The sequence below is a fragment of the Parasedimentitalea marina genome (assembly GCF_004006175.1).
Taxonomy (GTDB): Bacteria; Pseudomonadota; Alphaproteobacteria; order Rhodobacterales; family Rhodobacteraceae; genus Parasedimentitalea; species Parasedimentitalea marina.
In genome coordinates this window covers 3,362,966-3,380,917 of the sequence record NZ_CP033219.1, presented here as the reverse complement: position 1 = coordinate 3,380,917, position 17,952 = coordinate 3,362,966, and the positions used below count along the sequence as shown (strand labels likewise).

General features: G+C 54.8%; 19 protein-coding genes. 14 read left to right on the top strand and 5 right to left on the bottom strand.

Annotation, left to right across the window (positions count from 1 at the left end; translation table 11 throughout):
• Positions 1 to 243: 243 nt before the first annotated feature.
• Positions 244 to 762: a hypothetical protein gene (locus tag EBB79_RS16315; RefSeq protein ID WP_127749880.1), complete on the top strand. Its 519-nt coding sequence runs from the start codon at positions 244 to 246 to the stop codon at positions 760 to 762.
• A gap of 221 nt (positions 763 to 983) precedes the next feature.
• Here the strand turns inward: EBB79_RS16315 and EBB79_RS16310 are convergent, their stop codons facing one another.
• On the bottom strand, positions 984 to 1,670 hold the full coding sequence (locus tag EBB79_RS16310) for a sugar transferase (protein ID WP_127749879.1): 687 nt from the start codon (positions 1,668 to 1,670) through the stop codon (positions 984 to 986).
• A gap of 1,075 nt (positions 1,671 to 2,745) precedes the next feature.
• On the opposite strand from EBB79_RS16310, the gene EBB79_RS16305 reads away from it, so the two are divergent.
• Positions 2,746 to 2,967: a hypothetical protein gene (locus EBB79_RS16305; protein WP_127749878.1), complete on the top strand. Its 222-nt coding sequence runs from the start codon at positions 2,746 to 2,748 to the stop codon at positions 2,965 to 2,967.
• A 259-nt stretch (positions 2,968 to 3,226) separates the two neighbouring features.
• Here EBB79_RS16305 and EBB79_RS16300 read toward each other — a convergent pair whose 3' ends face one another.
• The gene (locus tag EBB79_RS16300) at positions 3,227 to 3,580 is read right to left on the bottom strand and encodes a YciI family protein (protein WP_127749877.1); all 354 of its coding nucleotides are present in this window, start codon (positions 3,578 to 3,580) and stop codon (positions 3,227 to 3,229) included.
• A gap of 231 nt (positions 3,581 to 3,811) precedes the next feature.
• Between EBB79_RS16300 and EBB79_RS16295 the strand changes: the two genes are divergently transcribed.
• The 4 genes from EBB79_RS16295 (at position 3,812) to EBB79_RS16280 (ending at position 7,696) form a co-directional block, all read left to right on the top strand.
• Positions 3,812 to 4,477 (top strand): malonic semialdehyde reductase, encoded by a 666-nt coding sequence (locus EBB79_RS16295; RefSeq protein ID WP_127749876.1) that lies wholly within the window; start codon positions 3,812 to 3,814, stop codon positions 4,475 to 4,477.
• A 245-nt stretch (positions 4,478 to 4,722) separates the two neighbouring features.
• Entirely contained in the window at positions 4,723 to 5,796 is a 1,074-nt protein-coding gene (locus EBB79_RS16290; protein WP_127749875.1) for a C4-dicarboxylate TRAP transporter substrate-binding protein, read from the top strand.
• A 35-nt stretch (positions 5,797 to 5,831) separates the two neighbouring features.
• Positions 5,832 to 6,392 (top strand): TRAP transporter small permease subunit, encoded by a 561-nt coding sequence (locus EBB79_RS16285; protein ID WP_238704932.1) that lies wholly within the window; start codon positions 5,832 to 5,834, stop codon positions 6,390 to 6,392.
• Positions 6,389 to 7,696: a TRAP transporter large permease gene (locus tag EBB79_RS16280; RefSeq protein WP_127749873.1), complete on the top strand. Its 1,308-nt coding sequence runs from the start codon at positions 6,389 to 6,391 to the stop codon at positions 7,694 to 7,696. The genes EBB79_RS16285 and EBB79_RS16280 overlap by 4 nt, the downstream gene beginning before the upstream one ends.
• 3 nt (positions 7,697 to 7,699) lie before the next feature.
• Here EBB79_RS16280 and EBB79_RS16275 read toward each other — a convergent pair whose 3' ends face one another.
• Positions 7,700 to 8,461 (bottom strand): IclR family transcriptional regulator, encoded by a 762-nt coding sequence (locus tag EBB79_RS16275; RefSeq protein ID WP_127749872.1) that lies wholly within the window; start codon positions 8,459 to 8,461, stop codon positions 7,700 to 7,702.
• Between the two features lie 165 nt (positions 8,462 to 8,626).
• Here EBB79_RS16275 and EBB79_RS16270 point away from each other — a divergent pair, with 165 nt between their 5' ends.
• Genes EBB79_RS16270 through EBB79_RS16245 form a run of 6 tightly spaced genes read left to right on the top strand, consistent with a single transcriptional unit; the run spans position 8,627 to position 13,558 of the window.
• A complete protein-coding gene (locus EBB79_RS16270; protein WP_127749871.1) occupies positions 8,627 to 8,971 on the top strand; it encodes a cupin domain-containing protein in 345 nt (114 codons plus the stop codon).
• Positions 8,972 to 8,985: 14 nt separating this feature from the next.
• The gene (locus EBB79_RS16265; protein WP_127749870.1) at positions 8,986 to 9,780 is read left to right on the top strand and encodes an SDR family NAD(P)-dependent oxidoreductase; all 795 of its coding nucleotides are present in this window, start codon (positions 8,986 to 8,988) and stop codon (positions 9,778 to 9,780) included.
• 45 nt (positions 9,781 to 9,825) lie between these two features.
• Positions 9,826 to 10,611: an HpcH/HpaI aldolase family protein gene (locus tag EBB79_RS16260; protein WP_127749869.1), complete on the top strand. Its 786-nt coding sequence runs from the start codon at positions 9,826 to 9,828 to the stop codon at positions 10,609 to 10,611.
• Entirely contained in the window at positions 10,611 to 11,870 is a 1,260-nt protein-coding gene (locus EBB79_RS16255; protein WP_127749868.1) for an LVIVD repeat-containing protein, read from the top strand. The genes EBB79_RS16260 and EBB79_RS16255 overlap by 1 nt, the downstream gene beginning before the upstream one ends.
• Positions 11,871 to 11,879: 9 nt before the next feature.
• Complete coding sequence (locus EBB79_RS16250; protein ID WP_127749867.1) at positions 11,880 to 12,863, top strand: hydroxyacid dehydrogenase; 984 nt, start codon at positions 11,880 to 11,882, stop codon at positions 12,861 to 12,863.
• On the top strand, positions 12,860 to 13,558 hold the full coding sequence (locus EBB79_RS16245; RefSeq protein ID WP_127749866.1) for a cytochrome b561 domain-containing protein: 699 nt from the start codon (positions 12,860 to 12,862) through the stop codon (positions 13,556 to 13,558). The genes EBB79_RS16250 and EBB79_RS16245 overlap by 4 nt, the downstream gene beginning before the upstream one ends.
• A 5-nt stretch (positions 13,559 to 13,563) precedes the next feature.
• Here the strand turns inward: EBB79_RS16245 and EBB79_RS16240 are convergent, their stop codons facing one another.
• Together EBB79_RS16240 and ychF are read right to left on the bottom strand one after the other, a co-directional pair.
• The gene (locus EBB79_RS16240) at positions 13,564 to 14,487 is read right to left on the bottom strand and encodes a nucleoside hydrolase (RefSeq protein ID WP_127749865.1); all 924 of its coding nucleotides are present in this window, start codon (positions 14,485 to 14,487) and stop codon (positions 13,564 to 13,566) included.
• Positions 14,488 to 14,503: 16 nt separating this feature from the next.
• Positions 14,504 to 15,601 carry a redox-regulated ATPase YchF gene (ychF, locus tag EBB79_RS16235; protein ID WP_127749864.1) on the bottom strand — a complete coding sequence of 366 codons (1,098 nt, stop codon included), beginning with the start codon at positions 15,599 to 15,601 and terminating at the stop codon, positions 14,504 to 14,506.
• A gap of 176 nt (positions 15,602 to 15,777) precedes the next feature.
• On the opposite strand from ychF, the gene trpA reads away from it, so the two are divergent.
• Both trpA and EBB79_RS16225 read left to right on the top strand, forming a co-directional pair.
• Entirely contained in the window at positions 15,778 to 16,569 is a 792-nt protein-coding gene (gene trpA, locus EBB79_RS16230; protein WP_127749863.1) for a tryptophan synthase subunit alpha, read from the top strand.
• A 192-nt stretch (positions 16,570 to 16,761) separates the two neighbouring features.
• Positions 16,762 to 17,928, top strand: coding sequence for an alpha-hydroxy acid oxidase (locus EBB79_RS16225; RefSeq protein ID WP_127749862.1), 1,167 nt, complete (start codon positions 16,762 to 16,764; stop codon positions 17,926 to 17,928).
• Positions 17,929 to 17,952: the final 24 nt, after the last annotated feature.

The window sequence follows — 17,952 nt, the reverse complement described above, 5'->3', positions numbered from 1 at the left end:
GAAATTCGGCCATGCAAACTTCAAAGCAAATTTGACTCACTAATCAGTCCTTGCCAGATCCTTTAAAAAAGGTCGCGTTTCTAGAGGGTTTCCTTAAGGATCGTAAAAATTCTCTAAATTTCCAATGTATTAACGCAGCCACCGTCAAGGTTCTGTTAACCCCTAAAATGCTTCTGTGATCCAACGCCGTGGGGGCGTGGGATGGCCCGTCTTATTCGGGCCGGTGATCATAGAGGTGGATCCATGACAACGTGGAAAAAGGCCGTTTTACGGCCCCGGTTTACTGTTGCCTGCAATAATCTTGAGCGGTTGAAATCAACGGGTAAGAGCATTCTGTCAGCTTTTGTTATCACCATTGGATTGTTAGGAATGAGCAGCCAGGCCTATGCCAGCTTACAGCCCTACGTAGTCGGCAATGACCGGGGCGGATTTATCCGGGACCGCTTGATCGAAATGCGCAACCTGCGTGCCAGTGGCCAGCCGGTCGAAATCCGGGGCGCGGTTTGTTATTCGACCTGCACCATGCTGCTCGGGTTGCCGCAAACCTGTATTTCGCCGAACACGGTGTTTGGTTTTCACGGCCCGTCGAAGAACGGCAGGAAAATGGCCCCTGACAGATACGAATATTATTCCCAAGTCATCGCGCAGTACTACCCCGCGCCGCTAAAGGATTGGTATCTGAAGAAGGGCCGCAAAAGAATTAACGGTGTCCATCGGATCAAGGGTGCAGAAATTATCCGGATGGGGGCGAGGGCGTGTTGAGGGTCTTATCCATCAGCGCTATGTAGAAAGCTATGAAAACCTGCATGCTTTGCTTCAACGACTCCATGCGGCATCGCCTTTGGTTTCCGCCATTCAAGACCGAGATAAGGTAGCAACTTGGGGCGGTCTGGATGAGAATGTCGCAGGTGGAAGTTGATCTTAACATTGGGTAATCGCGTCCCAGCCATTTTGAAGACACACGGTTTAACAGCGCTGGACGGTTACCGCCCGGTTCCTCCAAGCACCGAAACTCCAGTTCGTACAATCAATTCAACATCGAATCTCAAAGAACTGCGCATCGAATAGTCTACGTCCATCGCTATCCGCTCGGCATAACTTACGTCATTGCGACCCGAGACTTGCCACAACCCGGTGATCCCCGGTTTTTGATCTAGATATGCGCCGACAGAAACACCATATTTGGCCAGTTCAGCGCTCACGATTGGACGCGGGCCGACAAAACTCATCTCACCTTTCAGCACATTCCATATTTGCGGTAATTCATCCAAGCTAGTTTTGCGCAGGAAGGTGCCAATCCGGGTAATGCGGGGATCATTTGTCAGCTTGTGGTCGCGGGCCCATTCGGCGGCAGCAACGGGGTTAGAGGACAGGTAGGTCTGCAGCCTATCTTCAGCGCCCACGACCATAGTGCGGACTTTCCAACACTCGAAAACTTGACCGTTCCGACCGATGCGGCTGTGACTAAAAAAGCCAGGACCACCATCTCGCCGAACCAGGATCCAAAGTGCGGCAATGACAGTGGCAAGCAGAGGCAGCAGCAAAATAGCCAGCATCAGGTCAAAGATGCGTTTACCGGTTCTACTATAGAGCCCTTGGCCCGCAGGCGCCCGCAATGGGGTAGTATTGTCAACAAACAACGGCTCAAAATTTTCAAAGTAATCTTTCATCAACCTAGCCCCCCAGGGCATCTTATAATAAACCTGAAGCAGTATCATTTAATTTGAATAAAAACGCACGTATGAGGTGTAAGTAGTTTCAGAATTTTAATAAATAAAAATTACCGATTCTTAAAGATATTTGTGTAAAATTATTGGTCGATTTGTGTGAAAAAGGTGACATTTAGGATGTATGATTGTGAGTTGATTCAATCATAGGGTGTACGGCAGCGGTGCGCTACTGTGATCGTCCCACCAACGCCGTGCCTTTAAACGCTGTCCGTCGTCAATGTTTTGGGTCCCAATGCCCACTTGGCCTCGGTCAGGTCGCCTCTAAGATCGGCATGGGTAAGCGCAGCCCATTGGTTTTGTTACATATTTTAGAACTTAGGCCCGTTGAGGAGAGAGGAAATTATTTGGTGATGCGCCCTGCTATGCATTTGCTAGAACTTTCCAATTCCCTTCAGGTGTAACAGCCGGTCACCTTTACCATAATCCAAATTCTGTTATGCGCGTGACGATTGCGGGCAGGTCATCAATTTGGAATTCTGTTGGATAAGGCCATTGCTGTCAGCGCACGTCCATTTATGTAGGTATTGGTTGAAGCGGAGGTCTAGTGAAACCCAAGTTCCTCCGATGGGTCGTCACTGACGCGTCATAGATTCACCGATCGCGGCCCAACCGGTCAATCGAGAAGTTCGAAGCCGAGTTGATGCCATTATTCCCAGAAACCTCGCATGATATTTTTGTGGGCTCGACCGCACTAATCTGTCTGAAATGGCCTGTCTGCCCCACGCCCTGCCGTTTTGGCCTGCAAGCCGTCGAAACTTAATGATAAACGCCCCGGGCTTGGGCTACCGCATCACGGGTTATGATCGGTGGCTTTGCTAACTATAGGGGCAAACCGCGTCACCAAGGAAGATTTAGGGGCCTTTTTTGATGCTTCTGGCTGGGTTTTTACCGGTCACATTAAGTGTTCGTTATTCAGAGTCTCCGATACTGTCCTCAAGGCAAAGGGCGCGGGCGTTGACCTTAGCCGTCACAGGTAGGCGTATTGCTTGCCCTAGCGTAAAGAGCGAGGATAGACATGCCACATAGCGAATTTAAAAGACCCCTTGGATTTGAAGGCGTGCAGACCGACCCGGAAGAAAGCTACCGTGCCGGCTATCAACACGGCACGCGTGAGATGCTGCATTTTCTGGAGGCTGCAAATACTCCGGGATTGGATCGCGTAAAGGCCTGGATCAACACCGATTTGGCCGCTTGGCGCCATGACACTCAGGCTGAACCCACTCCTCCGAAATTGTGAACCGTGCCGCCCGGCGGGCCTTTAGGGCCGTTTCATCACAGTGCTAGCAGGGGTTAACTATCTGAGAGTGTGACCGTAGGGTGCCGGTGACGCTGAGCTAATTGTGGCCTGATCTGGGAGACCATTTTGGCATTGTTACCCGCAATTCCATTAATCTTGATCCCAGGTTGGGCGGCAAACCTGCGCCGGGCAGTAGATCTATTGGTTCAGCCGACACCAGCCGATCACGGTTGCTTTCATTGATGGGCTGCTGGCATTGTTATGAACCGACAAGGAAGCCTTCGTTTATCAACCAGGGCCGCACCGTAAATTTCCGTGTTTTCGTCAGGTGCATTGGGTCGTTTTCAGCAATCTCTCTGGCAGCAGCCAATGTATCAGCCCGATATACAAGAAGGCCTTCACCGCACATGTCGGCACCGGAATAATCCGCTACAGGTCCTGCAAGCGCCAGAACACCTGCGGCTTCCTGTTCCGCAAGGTAAGTCAAGTGTTCGGGAAGTATCATCTTTATGTCTTCAGATGACTTTACCGGAGTACTGACAACAACGAACAATTCCATCGCCAATGAACCGCGCTCTCGCGACAGTTCTTTGTATTTCTCCCAGGCAACCATTTTGAATTTCCTTCATTTGGTTCGTGACGTCCGCGCGGTGCAAGCAGAATGAATTGCTTTGCTCTCAGTCTACCGTTGCACGAATTTATATTTATCTTGACCATTTTCTCCGCATAACGATACAGTAGTATCACGATGCGGGCAATGCTAACCCAACTATCCGGTGATCCCAGCACATAAGACCCGTCGAATATGCCTTTGGAGGCACTTGAGCATGATCGAGGTTGTCAAATGAGTGCTTTGACCGGTGAAGCCCTTACTGTTGCACGTACCAGGGCGCAGGAGACCGTGCGCGCGCTTCGCGCGCAAAAACCGGTGCTGGATGATGCATCGATCGACTTGATACTACGAAATGCCCGCTCTCATTATGCGTGGAGCGACAGGGCCGTTTCGCGGGACCTTCTGGACGTGATCTATGACATCACGGCAAACGGGCCGACCAGCATGAATTGCTGCCCGTCGCGGTTTGTTTTCGTCACGTCGCAGGCTGGCAAGGAACGACTGGCCAAGTCGCTGAAAGAAAAGAATATCGAAAAGATGATGGCGGCCCCGGTCACTGCCATCATTGCTTATGATCTGGAGTTCTGGCGGGATTTGCCGTTTCTGTTCCCGCACGAAGACCGGCGACCGCATTTTGAGGGTAAACCTGCACATTCCGAGGTGACGGCGTTTCGCAATGGCACCCTGCAGGGGGCCTATTTCATGGTTGCAGCGCGGGCTGTTGGGTTAGACGTCGGCGCGCTGTCGGGTTTTTCCAACGAGGCGGTAGATCAGGAGTTCTTTGCTGGAACGACGCTGAGGTCAAACTTTCTCTGCAATCTGGGTTACGCCAATGAAAACGCCCTGTTTCAGAAACTGCCAAGGTTCGCCTTCGATCAAGTCTGTTCATTCGCGTGACGGGTAAATGGCAAATACATGAGATCCAAAATCGGCCAACAGCCAGCACAGACCGGCGGTTGGATTCGCAAGCAGATATGGCACTTTGCGACCAGTGGAGTGCCATGGATGACAGGTAGGTGAGAGGCTAAGGAAACAAGAAATTCTGCCCGCTTTCAATGCTGTTCAAAACAGCGGGTACTAAGGTCGGGGTTCACTTGCAAAAGCATTGCCCCTCATCAAAATAACCATCTAGGGAGGATGTTATGGGAGTACTACCAAGAGGACTGGCGTTTGGTGCGTTGATGGCAGGGCTGACAGCCGTGCCGGGGTTTGCCACTGAAACGATCAAGGCGGTCGTGATTGATGGCTATCCGGCGCGTGCGCTATGGGTAAAGGAGTTCTCTAACTTCTTCATTCCCGAAGTTGATAAAATATTGGCGACAACCGGCAACTACCAGATGGACTGGCAGGAAAGCTATGGCGGGGCCATCGTCAAGCCAAAGGGCGTCCTTGAAGGTGTCAAACTGGGTCTGGGTGATATCGGCATCGTCACGACAATTTTCCATTCATCCAAACTGCCTAGCCAGTCGATTTCGGCTGTGACGCCCTTTATCGCTCCGAACTCGGCCGCTGTGGCCAGGGCGGTTGATGAAATCGCCAAAGAATTCCCGACGATGCAGAAGGAATTTGAAAAGCAGAACCAAGTCTATCTTGCAACGGGCGTTGTGCTTGATACCTATCAGGTGTTTTCGACCACGCCGATCGCTTCTCCCAATGATATGATGGGGGCAAAGGTGGCCGGAGCCGGCATGAACCTGCGCTATCTTGAAGGGATCGAGAATGCCGCCGGTGTGCGCGGTGGTCTGACTGATTTCTACAATATGCTGCAGACCGGCCTGGTCGAGAAGGCGATATTGTGGCCAGAAGCCGCCAAGACTTTTAAGATCGCCGAAGTTGCACCTTATATGCTGAGTGTTGACCTTGGCGCAGTGAACACCAAGACGGTCACAGTGAATGCCGATTACTGGGCTAAGTTACCAGAAGAAGTGCAGATCGCGCTACGGGATGTTGCGGTCATGTACCGTGACCATGTGGCCGGTCTGACCATGGATCGTGCCTCTGCCAGCCGAGAGGCCTATGTGGCCGCAGGCGGGACCATCGTTGAGGCAAGTCAGGCTGACCGCGAGGCATGGGCCGCAGCCATGCCAAACATCGCTGCCGAATGGGCCGAGACACTGAATGCCAAGGGTGAGCCGGGCACCGACATGTTGCAGGCTTATATCGGGAAGCTGGAAGCCGCTGGATACACTGGTGTGCGCGACTGGGCAGCCGAGTAAGGTTATTCAGTAATAGAAGCGGAAAGGGCCGGATCTTGATACTATCATCCTTTAGGGGGCCGGTTGCGGGCCTTTCCAGATTGGGCAACGGGGTTGCCATTGGCGCAAATGTCATTGGTACCCTGGTTGTTCTGGGCCTTGTGGCCATTGTGAACTTCGACGTGGTGGCTCGGGGGATGTTCAACGCTCCGTTTCTGGGCGCCGTCGAGGTGGTGCAATTTTCGATGGTGCTGATTGTGTTTTTGCAATTGCCCGACGTCGTGCGGGTCAATCGTTTGATGCGATCTGACGGATTTCTGGTGCTGATCGGCGGCCGGTACCCACGGGTGGCCAGTGTCATGCGCCGGGTGATCGACGCAGTTTCAAGCGTGTTCATGGTTTTGATCGCGATAGCGATCTGGCCCGAATTCACCGAAATGTGGGAAACCAAGGACTATTTTGGCGTTCCGGGCGTCTTTACCGCACCCTGGTGGCCAATCAAGCTGGTCATTTTTCTAAGCGCCAGCCTATGCACAGTAATCTTCCTGCTCAAGGTCTTGGCCCTGACTGATAAGCCCGACAATGTGTCTGTGCCTGAACATAAGGACGCTCAATGACTCCGTTAGAGATTGGTACGGCCTCGGTCGCAGCCATTGTCATCCTCATTTACTTGGGGGTCTATATTCCGATTGCGTTGGGGGTGGTGTCCTTCGTCTCGATCTGGTTGATGCGAGACAACTTTGATCTGGCCATGAACCTGCTCAAGATCGCGTTGAGCGACAGTGTGATGGAATACACCTTTGCCACTGTGCCGCTGTTCACCTTCATGGGATTAATCGTGTCCAAGGCAGGCCTTGGCGGTGATGTCTACGAGGTGATGAGCTCGGGCTTTCGCCGCGTGAAGGGGGGCATCGGCATGGCGACAGTGGGCGCAAATGCCGTGTTTGCGGCCGTTACAGGGTCGTCCATCGCCTCGGCTTCGGTCTTTGCCAAAGTGTCGGTGCCGCAGATGCTGCATTACGACTATAACCCACGCTTTGCCGTCGGTGTCGTGGCGGGGTCCTCGGTGTTGGGCATGATCATTCCGCCGTCGGCCATGCTGATCATCTATAGCTTTGTCGCCGAACAATCCGTGGGTGATATGTTCCTTGCGGGTGTGGTTCCGGGACTGATGCTGGCAGCTGCATATGTGGGGGCAATCTGGCTGATGGGGCGGTTCTTTCCGACATTTGTCGGCGGGCGTCCGGCATCAGAATACGAGCGGCTACCCTGGTCCGAGATCGCCTCAAAAACATTGCCAACACTTGGTCTGATCGTGGTTGTTCTTGGGGGAATCTATACCGGCTGGCTAACCCCGGTCGAAGCGGGCGCAACAGGCGCGCTGGTGGCGCTGATTATCTCGCTGGTGCGCCGCCGTATTACCCTAGAGGCATTTTGGAACGCCTTGCTGGAAACCGGGCATATTACCGCGTCGATCCTGTTCCTGATCACGGCCGCTTCGATCTACAGCCGCATGCTGGGACTTGCGGGATTGCCAAATGAGCTGGGCGACATGCTGGCCGGTAGCAATGCCAGTTTCTTCACCATCATGCTGATCTATGTGATCATGATGTTATTTCTTGGTACCTTGCTGGACACGGCCTCGATCATCCTGATTGTGGTGCCGTTGTTCCTGCCTCTGGTCGAGCCGATGGGACTGAACCTTGTGTGGTTCGGCATCATCACCGTTGTCGGGGCTGAGATTGGCCTGCTGACACCACCGTTGGGCATATCCTGCTTTGTCATCAAGGCAACACTGAATGATGACCGGATTTCGCTGAAGGATGTGTTCCTTGGTGCGCTGCCCTTTGCCAGCGTTATGCTGGCGGTTCTGATCCTGCTGATCTGTTATCCGCAGTTGACCCTGGCCATTTTGAACTAGGCTTTACAAGGTCGCCTGCACTTGGCGCATTGCTTTTTGCAATGCGTCCACCAACCTGTCCCGTTTGGGCATGAAACGGTGCGAAGGAACTGGCATCGAGATAGAATAGATCATCCCCGTTGGATCTCTGAACGCCATTGCCACGGCTGAAATTCCATCAGTGTGTTCATCAAGATCAAAGGCCACGCCAGTATCGCGGATGCCTTCCAGTTCGGCAATCACCTGGGACAGCGATTTTGAGGTGTCACCCGACTGGCGTAATTCTCTGGCTGCAATTGTCGCCGCCTCTTCCTCTTCCAGCAGTGCCAGCGAGGCCTTGCCGATCGCGGTTGTGGTCACCGGAAAGGCCTCGCCGACTGCGGACACGGTTCTGAGTCTTTGGGTACCGATAACCTGATCCACAAACAGGACATGATCGTCGCGAAAGATCGACAGATCCACCGTTTCGCCACAGTCTTTGGCCAGATCGGCAAGGATAGGGTGTATCAGCTCGGCGACGTTGATGCGCCCGCCTGCAGCCAGTGCCTGAATTTCCGGACCCAGCCTAAGCCCACCCTCGGCAGAGGCCGCCATCACCAGTCGTTCGGCCAGCAAGGCATTGACGATCCGTTGCACCGTTGAACGTGGCAGCGAGACCCGCTCGGCGATTTGGCCAAGGCTGAGGCCCTGATTGTCAGTTTTCAGCACCCGCAGAATATCTGCGGCCCGGGCGATGACCTGTACGCCCTGGCTATTGGCACCCTTGGAGGCAGTCTCGGTATTCATTTTTTGGGTCCACCCGTCAGATTTGGCCTTAGAAACCACATTCCGGCCTCTAAGGGAAAGCCCTTAGAGCGGCAAAAGGTGAAAATATGACCATTGACCGCTATGTGGTACATATGTATTAAATCGCAGTACAAGAGGCAACCAATTCCAATCAAGGGGGCGCATATGCTGATCAAACGTTTTTCCGAGGCACTGCAGTACGAGGCGCCAAATCACTTTGATTGCAAAGCGATGCGTCTGGCGGGTTTTGAAGAGGGCGGACCGGAAAAATTCTGGGTCGGCTGCTCGCATTTTCTGCCAGGTGGTGGCGCAGGTCCTGACAGCTCTCCGATGGAGAAGGTCTATGTGATCCTGTCGGGCGAGCTGACCATTCGTGTCGGTGGCACCGAAGAAAAAGCCGGACCGATGGACAGTGTGACCATTCCGGCCGGCGAAGTTCGCGAAATCGTCAATGAAGCCAATGATGTCGTCACGATGATTGTCGCTATGCCCTATCCCGAAAAATCCTGAGCGAAGGACAGACCATGAGTTTTTTCAACGATCCTAATTCCCTGTTTTCCCTCAAGGGGCAGGTTGCGCTGATCGCCGGCGCCACGGGGGCATTTGGCAATGTTGCCGCAAAAACCCTGGCTGGGGCAGGCTGCAAAGTTGTCCTGACAGGTGGCAACATGGAAGCCCTGAGCAAGGTTGGCACAGAATGCGAGGCTTTGGGGGCAGAAGTAACGCTGATCAACGCGCGACCAACATCCGAGGACATCTGCACCTCGATGGCGCAAACGGCCGTTGATACATATGGTTCGCTTGACGTTCTGGTGGTGGCATCGGGGATCAACCGGGTCGCCAAGATCAATGACATGGCCCCTGAGACTTTTCTCGAAGTTATGGATGCCAATGTGACCCAATCCTGGCTACTGTCGCGGGCGGCAACCAAGCATATGAGAGAGCAGGGATCTGGTAAGATTGTTCTGGTCTCTTCGGCCCGTGGTTTGCTGGGGCATCCGGCAGGTTACACGGCCTATTGCACCTCGAAATCCGGCATCGATGGACTGACCAAGGCTCTGGGTTGCGAATTGGGCGTCGATGGCATCACCGTCAACGCCATTGCCCCGACGGTCTTCCGTTCACCGCTGACCGCCTGGATGTTTGCTGATACTGACGAAGCGCAAAAAGTGCGCGAAGGCTTCTATGCCCGTTTGCCCAAGGGGCGCCTTGGCGAGCCCGAGGATCTGGCGGGTCCCTTGTTGTTCCTGTCGTCAAAAGCGTCTGATTTCTACACCGGACATACACTCTATGCCGACGGCGGCTACACTGCTGGATAACTCTGGCGGATAATTCTGGCGCGCAACAACTGGATGACCTGTTTCATGACGAACGAATTTAACAATCCCGTTAGGCAAAAGCTGAAGGACGGGAAAAAGACTGTCGGGGCCTTTCTGCAGGTCCCGCACAGTATTCCGGCCGAAATCTTTGCCATGGCTGGGTTTGACTGGCTGATTGTCGATATGGAGCATGCCCCCGGTGATTACGGTGATCTGTTGACGCAGTTGCAGGCCATCAAGGGTACCGGGACTGTTCCGTTCGTGCGCCCACCATGGAATGACGATGTTGCAATCAAGAAGATCCTGGACAGCGGCGCGCAGGGTGTTCTGGTGCCTTATGTAAATACCGGAGCCGAGGCCGCCTCTGCGGTGGCCGCCTGCCGTTATCCACCGGTTGGGGTTCGCGGTGTCTCGGGCAGCAACCGCGCTGCTGGGTTTGGTAATAACATCAAAAACTATCTAGAGGTCGCCAATCGCGAGATTGTGGTGATCATTGCTATCGAAACCCAAGAGGCGATCGACAATCTTGACGATATTCTCGCCGTTGAGGGCCTGGATGGTGTCTTTATCGGACCCATGGATCTGGCAACCAACCTGGGCCACATTGGCAATCCCAGTCACCCCGAGGTGCTCAAGGCCTTTTCCGAGATCGAGGCCAAAGTGCTGGGTTCGGACAAATTTCTGGGCACTCTGACGACAACTTGGGAACGGACACAAGAGTGTTACGACAAGGGGTACCAGTGGCTGATTGTCATGCAGGATGTCTCGGCTTTGGTGAAGGCCGCCAATGCCATGACCGCTCAGTTTCGTGACGCATATGGAGATGGATAATGGCAAACCGTGATGTTCTGACACCGGATTATGCGCGCAATATGCGGATCCTTGGTCATTGCGACCAGGGTGGTCGCGGCGATGGGGTGCAGGTTATGGTCTCGGGCGGCTACGCCTATGTGGGTCATTTGTTTTCCAATGGCTGGTCTGTGATCGACGTGCGCGATCCGCGCAAACCGACCTTTGTGAAACACTACCCCCAGCCGGGCGCCACCTGGAGCCAGCATCTGCAAACCCACGGTGACCTGCTGCTAGTCGTCAACATGAAGGACATGTTGCGCGACGACGGGGTCGAGACCGGTGATTATTACAAGGGGTCGATCGGCGACAAAATCGACACGTCGGGTGGTGATCAAAGCTATTCGGCGGGCATGCGTGTTTACGATATCAAAGACCGCGCCAACCCGGTTGAAATCGGTTTTATGCCTCTTGAAGGTTTGGGCCTGCATCGCATCTGGTATACGGGCGGACAATGGGCCTATGTCTCGGCGCTGCCACCGGGGTTCACCGATGATATCTTTATCATCGTGGATATGTCCGACCCGACCAATCCAAAACCGGTCAGTAAGCTGTGGATACCGGGGATGAACGCAGAGGCGGGGGAAGTGCCCGACTGGGATCCCAAGCATCGCTATGCGCTGCACCATGCGATTATCAAGGGTGATCTGGCCTGCGGCGCCTGGCGCGACGGGGGCCTGACAACGATGGATGTCAGCGATCGCCACAATCCCAAAATGCTAAGCCACGTCAATTTCTCGCCCCCCTTTGCGGGCGGTACGCACAATGCCCTGGCTTTGCCGGATCGCAACCTTCTGGTGGTGGTGGAAGAGGCGGTGTTTGATGATCTGGAGGACGGCGTTAAGCGGAACTGGGTTTTTGACATCACCGACCCGGCCAATCCGATCAGCATCTCAACGCTGCCAATTCCGGATGACTTTGACTACGCGACCAAAGGGGGTCAGTTTGGTCCCCACAACATTCACGAAAACCGCCCCGAAAGTTTCCAAAGCTCGGACATCATATTTGTCACCTACCAGAATGCCGGCCTGCGGGTGTACGACATCCGTGATCCGTTCCGCCCCAAAGAAATTGCGGCCCTGGTGCCACCGGCGCCTGAGACATTGATGGACCATCGGCCCGACAGGCCGAAAATCGTTGATACCACGGATGTGTTCGTCGACGAGAACGGGTTGATCTACATCACCGACTTTAACGCTGGGCTTTACATTCTGGAGATGGACGAAGGTTTGTTGGACTAGGGGCGTAGGATGAAAAAAGTAACGGTTATCGGCAAGCTGCATCAGGCCGGATTGGACATTCTGTTTGGCCATGGCGGGCTAGAGATAGAACAGTTCGCTGATCCGAATGTCGCCTTCACCAGAGCGTCCATTACCGGAGCTGACGGGTTGCTTGTCCGCACCGGGAACCTGACCGAAGACGATATTGCAGGGGCCGACAACCTGCAGGTTGTCTCGCGCCATGGAGTTGGTTGTGACAACGTCCCGGTTGCGGCTCTGTCGGCGCGCGGCATTCCGGTGACCATTGTTGGTGCCGTCAACGCGATTTCCGTTGCCGAGCAGACATTGGCCATGATGTTGCACCTGGCCAAGCGGGTCCCTGAATACGATCAAGCGGTGCGCAGTGGCGCGTGGGAGTTGCGAAACTCTCTGCGCACCTCGGAACTTGCTGACAAAACCCTGCTTTTGCTGGGGTTGGGCCGTATCGGTGGCGAGGTGGCAAAACGTGCAGCCGCCTTTGACATGACTATTCTGGTCTATGATCCCTATTTGTCGGCCGAGGCCATCGCCAAAGTCGGCGCCACCAAAGTTGAGAACTGGCAGGATGTGCTGCCAAATGTCGACATTCTGAGCATTCACCTGCCGCTAAACGACGCCACCCGCAACATCATCAATGCAAAGGTACTGGCTGCGATGCAGCCACATGCGGTTATTCTGAATGCGGCGCGTGGTGGGCTGATCGACGAGGCGGCGCTGTACCATGAGTTGAGCGGGCGAATGGCATCCGGAGGGGCAGGGATTGATGCATTCGAGAACGAACCTCCCGCCGTGGATAACCCACTGTTCTTACTGCCGAACGTGTTGCTTAGCCCCCACAGTGCTGCCATGACCGAGGAATCCGCCCGAAAAATGGGCGTGGTGTCTGCAGAAAATGTCATTGCCGGGCTTGAGGGCACCTTGGACCCTGATTTGATTTTCAATCGCCAGGCGATTGAAGACGGGATGATCTCATGAACACAGAAATCCCGACCGAATTCACCGTCTGGTTTCTTGAGCGAACCTTTGCCATCCACTGGAACTACCACGCGCTGCTGATGTTCACCTGCTGGTTTGTACTGGTGCCATTTGGGGTGATCTCTATCCGGTACTTCAAGACCAAGCCCAAGCCGATGGGTCTGCCACGCGGGATAAGCAAGTTTGATCCGCTGTTTATCTGGTGGGGCATGCATATCTGGACACTCTATAGCGCCATAACTCTGTCGATCCTGGGGCTACTGCTTGCGGTTGTCGCAAGCGGAGGTTTTAGCGGCTCGCTGCACGCCTGGTTTGGCGGTTTGACAGTGCTGTTCGGAACCTTGCAGATTTTTGTTGCCGGGCAGCGCGGCACCCATGGTGGTCACAACCACCTCAGCACGGACCCCAAGGACCCCTCGACCTGGCGTGGCGATCATTTCGACATGACCCGGCGGCGCCGCTGGTTCGAGGCCTATCATAAGCCGGGTGGCTATTTTGCGCTGTTTCTGGCGACCGGCGCGGTAACCACCGGTCTGATGCAATACTGGATGGCGACATTGGCCATTGTCATGCTGTTGATGCTGGTGGGCGTCTTTGTACTGGTTGTGGTGCTAGAGGGGCTGGGCCAACGGCACGACACCTACAAAGCCGTGTTCGGAAGTGATCCAAACCACCCGGGCAACCAGGGTCAGTGACAAATTCACGGTAGCAATGACAATCGTTTGAAAAACAGAGTCTTCACTGCGTCGGATTGTACCCCAATGCAAACATCAACCGGTGTGCGCTGGCTGTCAGGATCGGCCAGCGTCGCGCCCGAGGTTTCGCCCTCGCAGGAGACCCTCATGGGCACTGGCTGGGTCTCAAAAAGCTCGGGGTGGGTGCAGGCAATCACGGCAGCCGGATCATGGAGTGAACAGCCGTCAAACTTGCCGACGGTCTCGTAAAACTTCAGGTAAAACACCGACATCTCTTGCAGCATGCCGCCCAGTTCTGGGGCCTGGGCTGCGATGGCGGTGAAATCTGCCTTGGTGCACAAGATGCGGTGTGTGACGTCCAGACCAACCATCACCACCTTGGCACCTGATGCAAAGACCACATCGGCGGAGTGGGGGTCGTGATAGATGTTGGCCTCGGCATGTGGCGTGATGTTGCCGCCCTCGTTCAGCGATCCACCCATGATCACGATGCGGGCGACGTTCTGGGCAAATTCGGGGTCGCGTTGGATGGCCAGCGCGATATTTGTCAGCGGCCCAATCGGGCAAAGCACCAGCTCGCCCTTATGCTCGCGGGCCATGCGGCACAGGAAATCGGCGGCGTCTTCGTCGACTGGTTGCCCCTTGGGGGTGACCGCAGGAATGTCACCGAACCCTTCATCCCCGTGAACATGGGCTGACGGCGTAAAGGGCGGCAATTCCAACGGAGCCTCGGCACCATGCGCCACGGGAAGTTCCAAGTCGGCGGCTTCTAACAACCGAAGGGCGTTGCGGGTGGCAATGTCGGTGGTGACATTGCCAAACACAGTGGTCAGCCCCAGCAGATCAATGTCCGATGCAGCTGCAGCGTAGAAAATCGCCATGGCATCGTCGATCCCCGGATCAGTGTCGATGATCATTTTGACGGCCATGACGGGTCTCCCTTGATCAGTTGTTAAACAAGAAATGCATGACGTCGCCGTCCTGCACTATGTATGACTTACCCTCGGCGCGCATTTTGCCGGCCTCTTTGGCACCTTGTTCGCCGTTGGCAGCGATAAAGTCATCATAGGCGATGGTTTCAGCGCGGATGAAGCCTTTTTCAAAATCACCGTGGATGACGCCGGCAGCCTGTGGTGCGCTGGTGCCATTGCGAATTGTCCAGGCGCGGGCCTCTTTGGGGCCAACGGTGAAATAGGTTTCCAGATGCAGCAATTCGTAGCCAGCGCGAATCAAACGGTCCAAACCGGCTTCGGCCAGACCCATTTCGCCAAGGAACATTTCGGCTTCTCCGGCGTCCAGTTGCGAGATCTCTTCTTCGATCTGGGCCGAGATAATGACGTGGCTGTTGCCCTGTGCAGCGGCCATTTCGGCGACCTTGGCAGAGTGGGCGTTGCCATCGACAGATTCTTCTTCGCCGACGTTGCAGACATAGAGAACCGGCTTGCTGGTCAGCAATTGCAGCAGTTTCCAGGCTTTCAGATCCTCGTCGTCAACTTCGACCAAGCGGGCAGGCTTACCGTCTTCCAGCATCGCTTGGGCGGCGGCCAGCAGACGGTCCTGCTGTTGGGCCTCTTTGTCGTTGCCCTTTAGCTTGCGCACCAGATTGGTACGGCGCTTTTCGACGCTTTCCAAATCTGACAGCATCAGCTCGGTTTCGATGGTTTCAGCATCAGCCACCGGATCGACGCGATCCTCGACATGGGTGACATCGCCGTCTTCAAAACAGCGCAGCACATGGGCGATAGAATCAGTCTCGCGGATGTTGGCAAGAAACTGGTTGCCCAGGCCTTCGCCTTTGGACGCACCTTTGACCAAACCAGCAATATCCACAAAGGTCATCCGGGTGGGGATGATCTGTTTGGAGCCAGCAATAGCCGCCAGTTTGTCCAATCGCGAATCGGGTACGCCGACCTCGCCCACGTTGGGCTCGATGGTGCAAAACGGAAAGTTGGCCGCCTGTGCCGAAGCGGTTTTGGTCAATGCGTTGAACAATGTGGACTTGCCGACGTTCGGAAGACCCACGATCCCCATTTTAAAGCCCATGACGGCCTCCTGAAACTGCAGTTGCGCCGCTCATAGCTGTCCGCAGGCAAAATGGCCAGAGTGGCTCGGGTTTCAGTCAGACTAGCCTGGCGATTGTAGCCTGGTGTGTGCAGGCGGGATTGATTTCTCTGTCAGATTTGGGCACATCCAACGGGTACATAGGAAAAGGCCCGCTCATGACCCGCATTGATGCCAAATTTGCCGAACTCAAGGCTGCTGGAAAAAAAGCTTTTGTGGCTTATCTGATGGCGGGTGATCCGGATTTCGACGCCTCGTTGGAGATTGTCAAAGGTCTGCCAGGTGCCGGCGTGGATGTCATTGAACTGGGGCTGCCGTTTACCGATCCCATGGCGGACGGGCCGACGATCCAGCTGGCTGGTCAACGGGCGCTGGACAGTGGCATGACGCTGCAAAAGACGCTGGATCTGGCGGCTGAATTTCGCAAGACGGATGATACCACCCCGATTGTGTTGATGGGCTATTACAACCCGATCTATTCGCGCGGGGTCGATAAATTTTTGGTGGATGCCAAAGCGGCCGGCGTTGACGGGATGATCGTGGTTGATCTGCCCCCCGAAGAAGACGACGAGCTGTGCATTCCGGCGCAAAAGGCGGGGCTGAACTTTATCCGTCTGGCCACCCCAACCACGGATGACGAACGCCTGCCACGGGTGCTGCAGAATACCTCGGGCTTTGTCTATTATGTCTCGATCAACGGCATCACTGGCGCGGCCGAGGCCGACGCTGGCGATGTTGCGCCCGAAGTTGCCCGGATCAAGTCCGCCACCGACCTGCCGGTCATTGTTGGCTTTGGCATCAACACACCTGAGCGGGCACAGACGATTGCATCGATTTCGGACGGTGCGGTTGTTGGCAGTGCCATCGTCAGCCAGATTGGTGCGGGCAAGCCGGTGGATGAGGTGCTGGCATTTGTGAAAACGCTATCCGACGGCGCGCACCGCGCCTGAAACGGCACATCACACATCGATTGTGATCTTCGCATTCGAACATTTGGCCCAAACTCTAATGAGAGTTTGGGCCTTATTTATTTCTGCCGGGCGCATGATTTTTGAACACGGCCTTTCGTCGGCCTGCAGCATTGCACTCACTTTCAGAAATTGGTAAATAAATTTTACCAAGCTCAAAGGGAGGCCTTCTCAGTGCCAGTCATTACCAATATCGACGACCTCAAACGCATATATCAGCGCCGGGTACCTCGGATGTTTTATGACTATTGCGAAAGCGGCAGCTGGACCGAGCAGACTTTTCGCGAGAACACCAGCGACTTTGACCAGATCCGACTGCGCCAGCGGGTGGCGCTGGATATGACTGGGCGCTCTACCGCCGGTCAGATGATTGGTCAGGATGTTGCGATGCCGGTTGCTCTGGCGCCTGTTGGCTTGACCGGCATGCAGCATGCGGATGGCGAGATCAAGGCGGCCAAAGCAGCTGAAAAATTTGGTGTACCCTACACTTTGTCCACCATGTCGATCTGCTCGATCGAGGATGTGGCAGAGCACACCAGTAAACCGTTTTGGATGCAGGTCTATACTCTGAAAGACGATGATTTCATGCAGCGTCTGTTTGACCGCGCAAAAGATGCAAATTGTTCTGCGGCGGTGATCACTGTGGATCTGCAATTATTGGGTCAACGCCACAAGGATCTGAAGAACGGGTTGTCAGCGCCACCCAAGCTGACGGTGAAATCGGTTGCCGATATGATGACCAAAGTGCAATGGGGTCTTGGCATGCTGGGCACCAAACGCCGGTTCTTTGGCAATATCGTCGGCCACGCCAAGGGTGTGAAGGACCCGTCGTCGCTGGGCACCTGGACCGCCGAGGCCTTTGACCAGTCGCTTGACTGGGACCGTATCCGCGAATTTCGAAAAATGTGGGATGGACCACTGATCATCAAGGGTATTCTGGACGCCGAAGATGCCAAACAGGCCCTGAACGTTGGGGCCGATGCCATTATTGTTTCCAATCACGGTGGCCGCCAGTTGGACGGAGCGCTCAGCGCCATTAAATCACTGCCAGCGATTATGGATGCGGTCGGTGACAAGATAGAGGTGCATCTCGACAGCGGCATCCGCTCGGGTCAGGACGTGCTTAAGGCGCTGTCGATGGGGGCCAAGGGCACCTATATCGGGCGCGCTTATGTTTATGGGCTGGGGGCGATGGGCGAAGATGGTGTGACCAAATCTCTGGAGGTCATTCAAAAAGAGCTGGAAACCACCATGGGACTATGTGGGGTAACGTCCGTCGATAGGCTGAGCCGCGACAACCTGCTTGTCCCGCAGGGGTTTGAAGGGAATTGGCAGAACTAAGACACCGGGGCAGGGGCAGTTCTA

What these genes read in the sequence shown, in the direction of transcription:
- EBB79_RS16315 (WP_127749880.1), top strand. Translation starts at nt 244, where the DNA reads ATGACAACGTGGAAAAAGGCCGTTTTACGGCCCCGGTTTACTGTTGCC.
- EBB79_RS16310 (WP_127749879.1), bottom strand. Translation starts at nt 1,670, where the DNA reads ATGAAAGATTACTTTGAAAATTTTGAGCCGTTGTTTGTTGACAATACT.
- EBB79_RS16305 (WP_127749878.1), top strand. Translation starts at nt 2,746, where the DNA reads ATGCCACATAGCGAATTTAAAAGACCCCTTGGATTTGAAGGCGTGCAG.
- EBB79_RS16300 (WP_127749877.1), bottom strand. Translation starts at nt 3,580, where the DNA reads ATGGTTGCCTGGGAGAAATACAAAGAACTGTCGCGAGAGCGCGGTTCA.
- EBB79_RS16295 (WP_127749876.1), top strand. Translation starts at nt 3,812, where the DNA reads ATGAGTGCTTTGACCGGTGAAGCCCTTACTGTTGCACGTACCAGGGCG.
- EBB79_RS16290 (WP_127749875.1), top strand. Translation starts at nt 4,723, where the DNA reads ATGGGAGTACTACCAAGAGGACTGGCGTTTGGTGCGTTGATGGCAGGG.
- EBB79_RS16280 (WP_127749873.1), top strand. Translation starts at nt 6,389, where the DNA reads ATGACTCCGTTAGAGATTGGTACGGCCTCGGTCGCAGCCATTGTCATC.
- EBB79_RS16275 (WP_127749872.1), bottom strand. Translation starts at nt 8,461, where the DNA reads ATGAATACCGAGACTGCCTCCAAGGGTGCCAATAGCCAGGGCGTACAG.
- EBB79_RS16270 (WP_127749871.1), top strand. Translation starts at nt 8,627, where the DNA reads ATGCTGATCAAACGTTTTTCCGAGGCACTGCAGTACGAGGCGCCAAAT.
- EBB79_RS16265 (WP_127749870.1), top strand. Translation starts at nt 8,986, where the DNA reads ATGAGTTTTTTCAACGATCCTAATTCCCTGTTTTCCCTCAAGGGGCAG.
- EBB79_RS16260 (WP_127749869.1), top strand. Translation starts at nt 9,826, where the DNA reads ATGACGAACGAATTTAACAATCCCGTTAGGCAAAAGCTGAAGGACGGG.
- EBB79_RS16255 (WP_127749868.1), top strand. Translation starts at nt 10,611, where the DNA reads ATGGCAAACCGTGATGTTCTGACACCGGATTATGCGCGCAATATGCGG.
- EBB79_RS16250 (WP_127749867.1), top strand. Translation starts at nt 11,880, where the DNA reads ATGAAAAAAGTAACGGTTATCGGCAAGCTGCATCAGGCCGGATTGGAC.
- EBB79_RS16245 (WP_127749866.1), top strand. Translation starts at nt 12,860, where the DNA reads ATGAACACAGAAATCCCGACCGAATTCACCGTCTGGTTTCTTGAGCGA.
- EBB79_RS16240 (WP_127749865.1), bottom strand. Translation starts at nt 14,487, where the DNA reads ATGGCCGTCAAAATGATCATCGACACTGATCCGGGGATCGACGATGCC.
- ychF (WP_127749864.1), bottom strand. Translation starts at nt 15,601, where the DNA reads ATGGGCTTTAAAATGGGGATCGTGGGTCTTCCGAACGTCGGCAAGTCC.
- trpA (WP_127749863.1), top strand. Translation starts at nt 15,778, where the DNA reads ATGACCCGCATTGATGCCAAATTTGCCGAACTCAAGGCTGCTGGAAAA.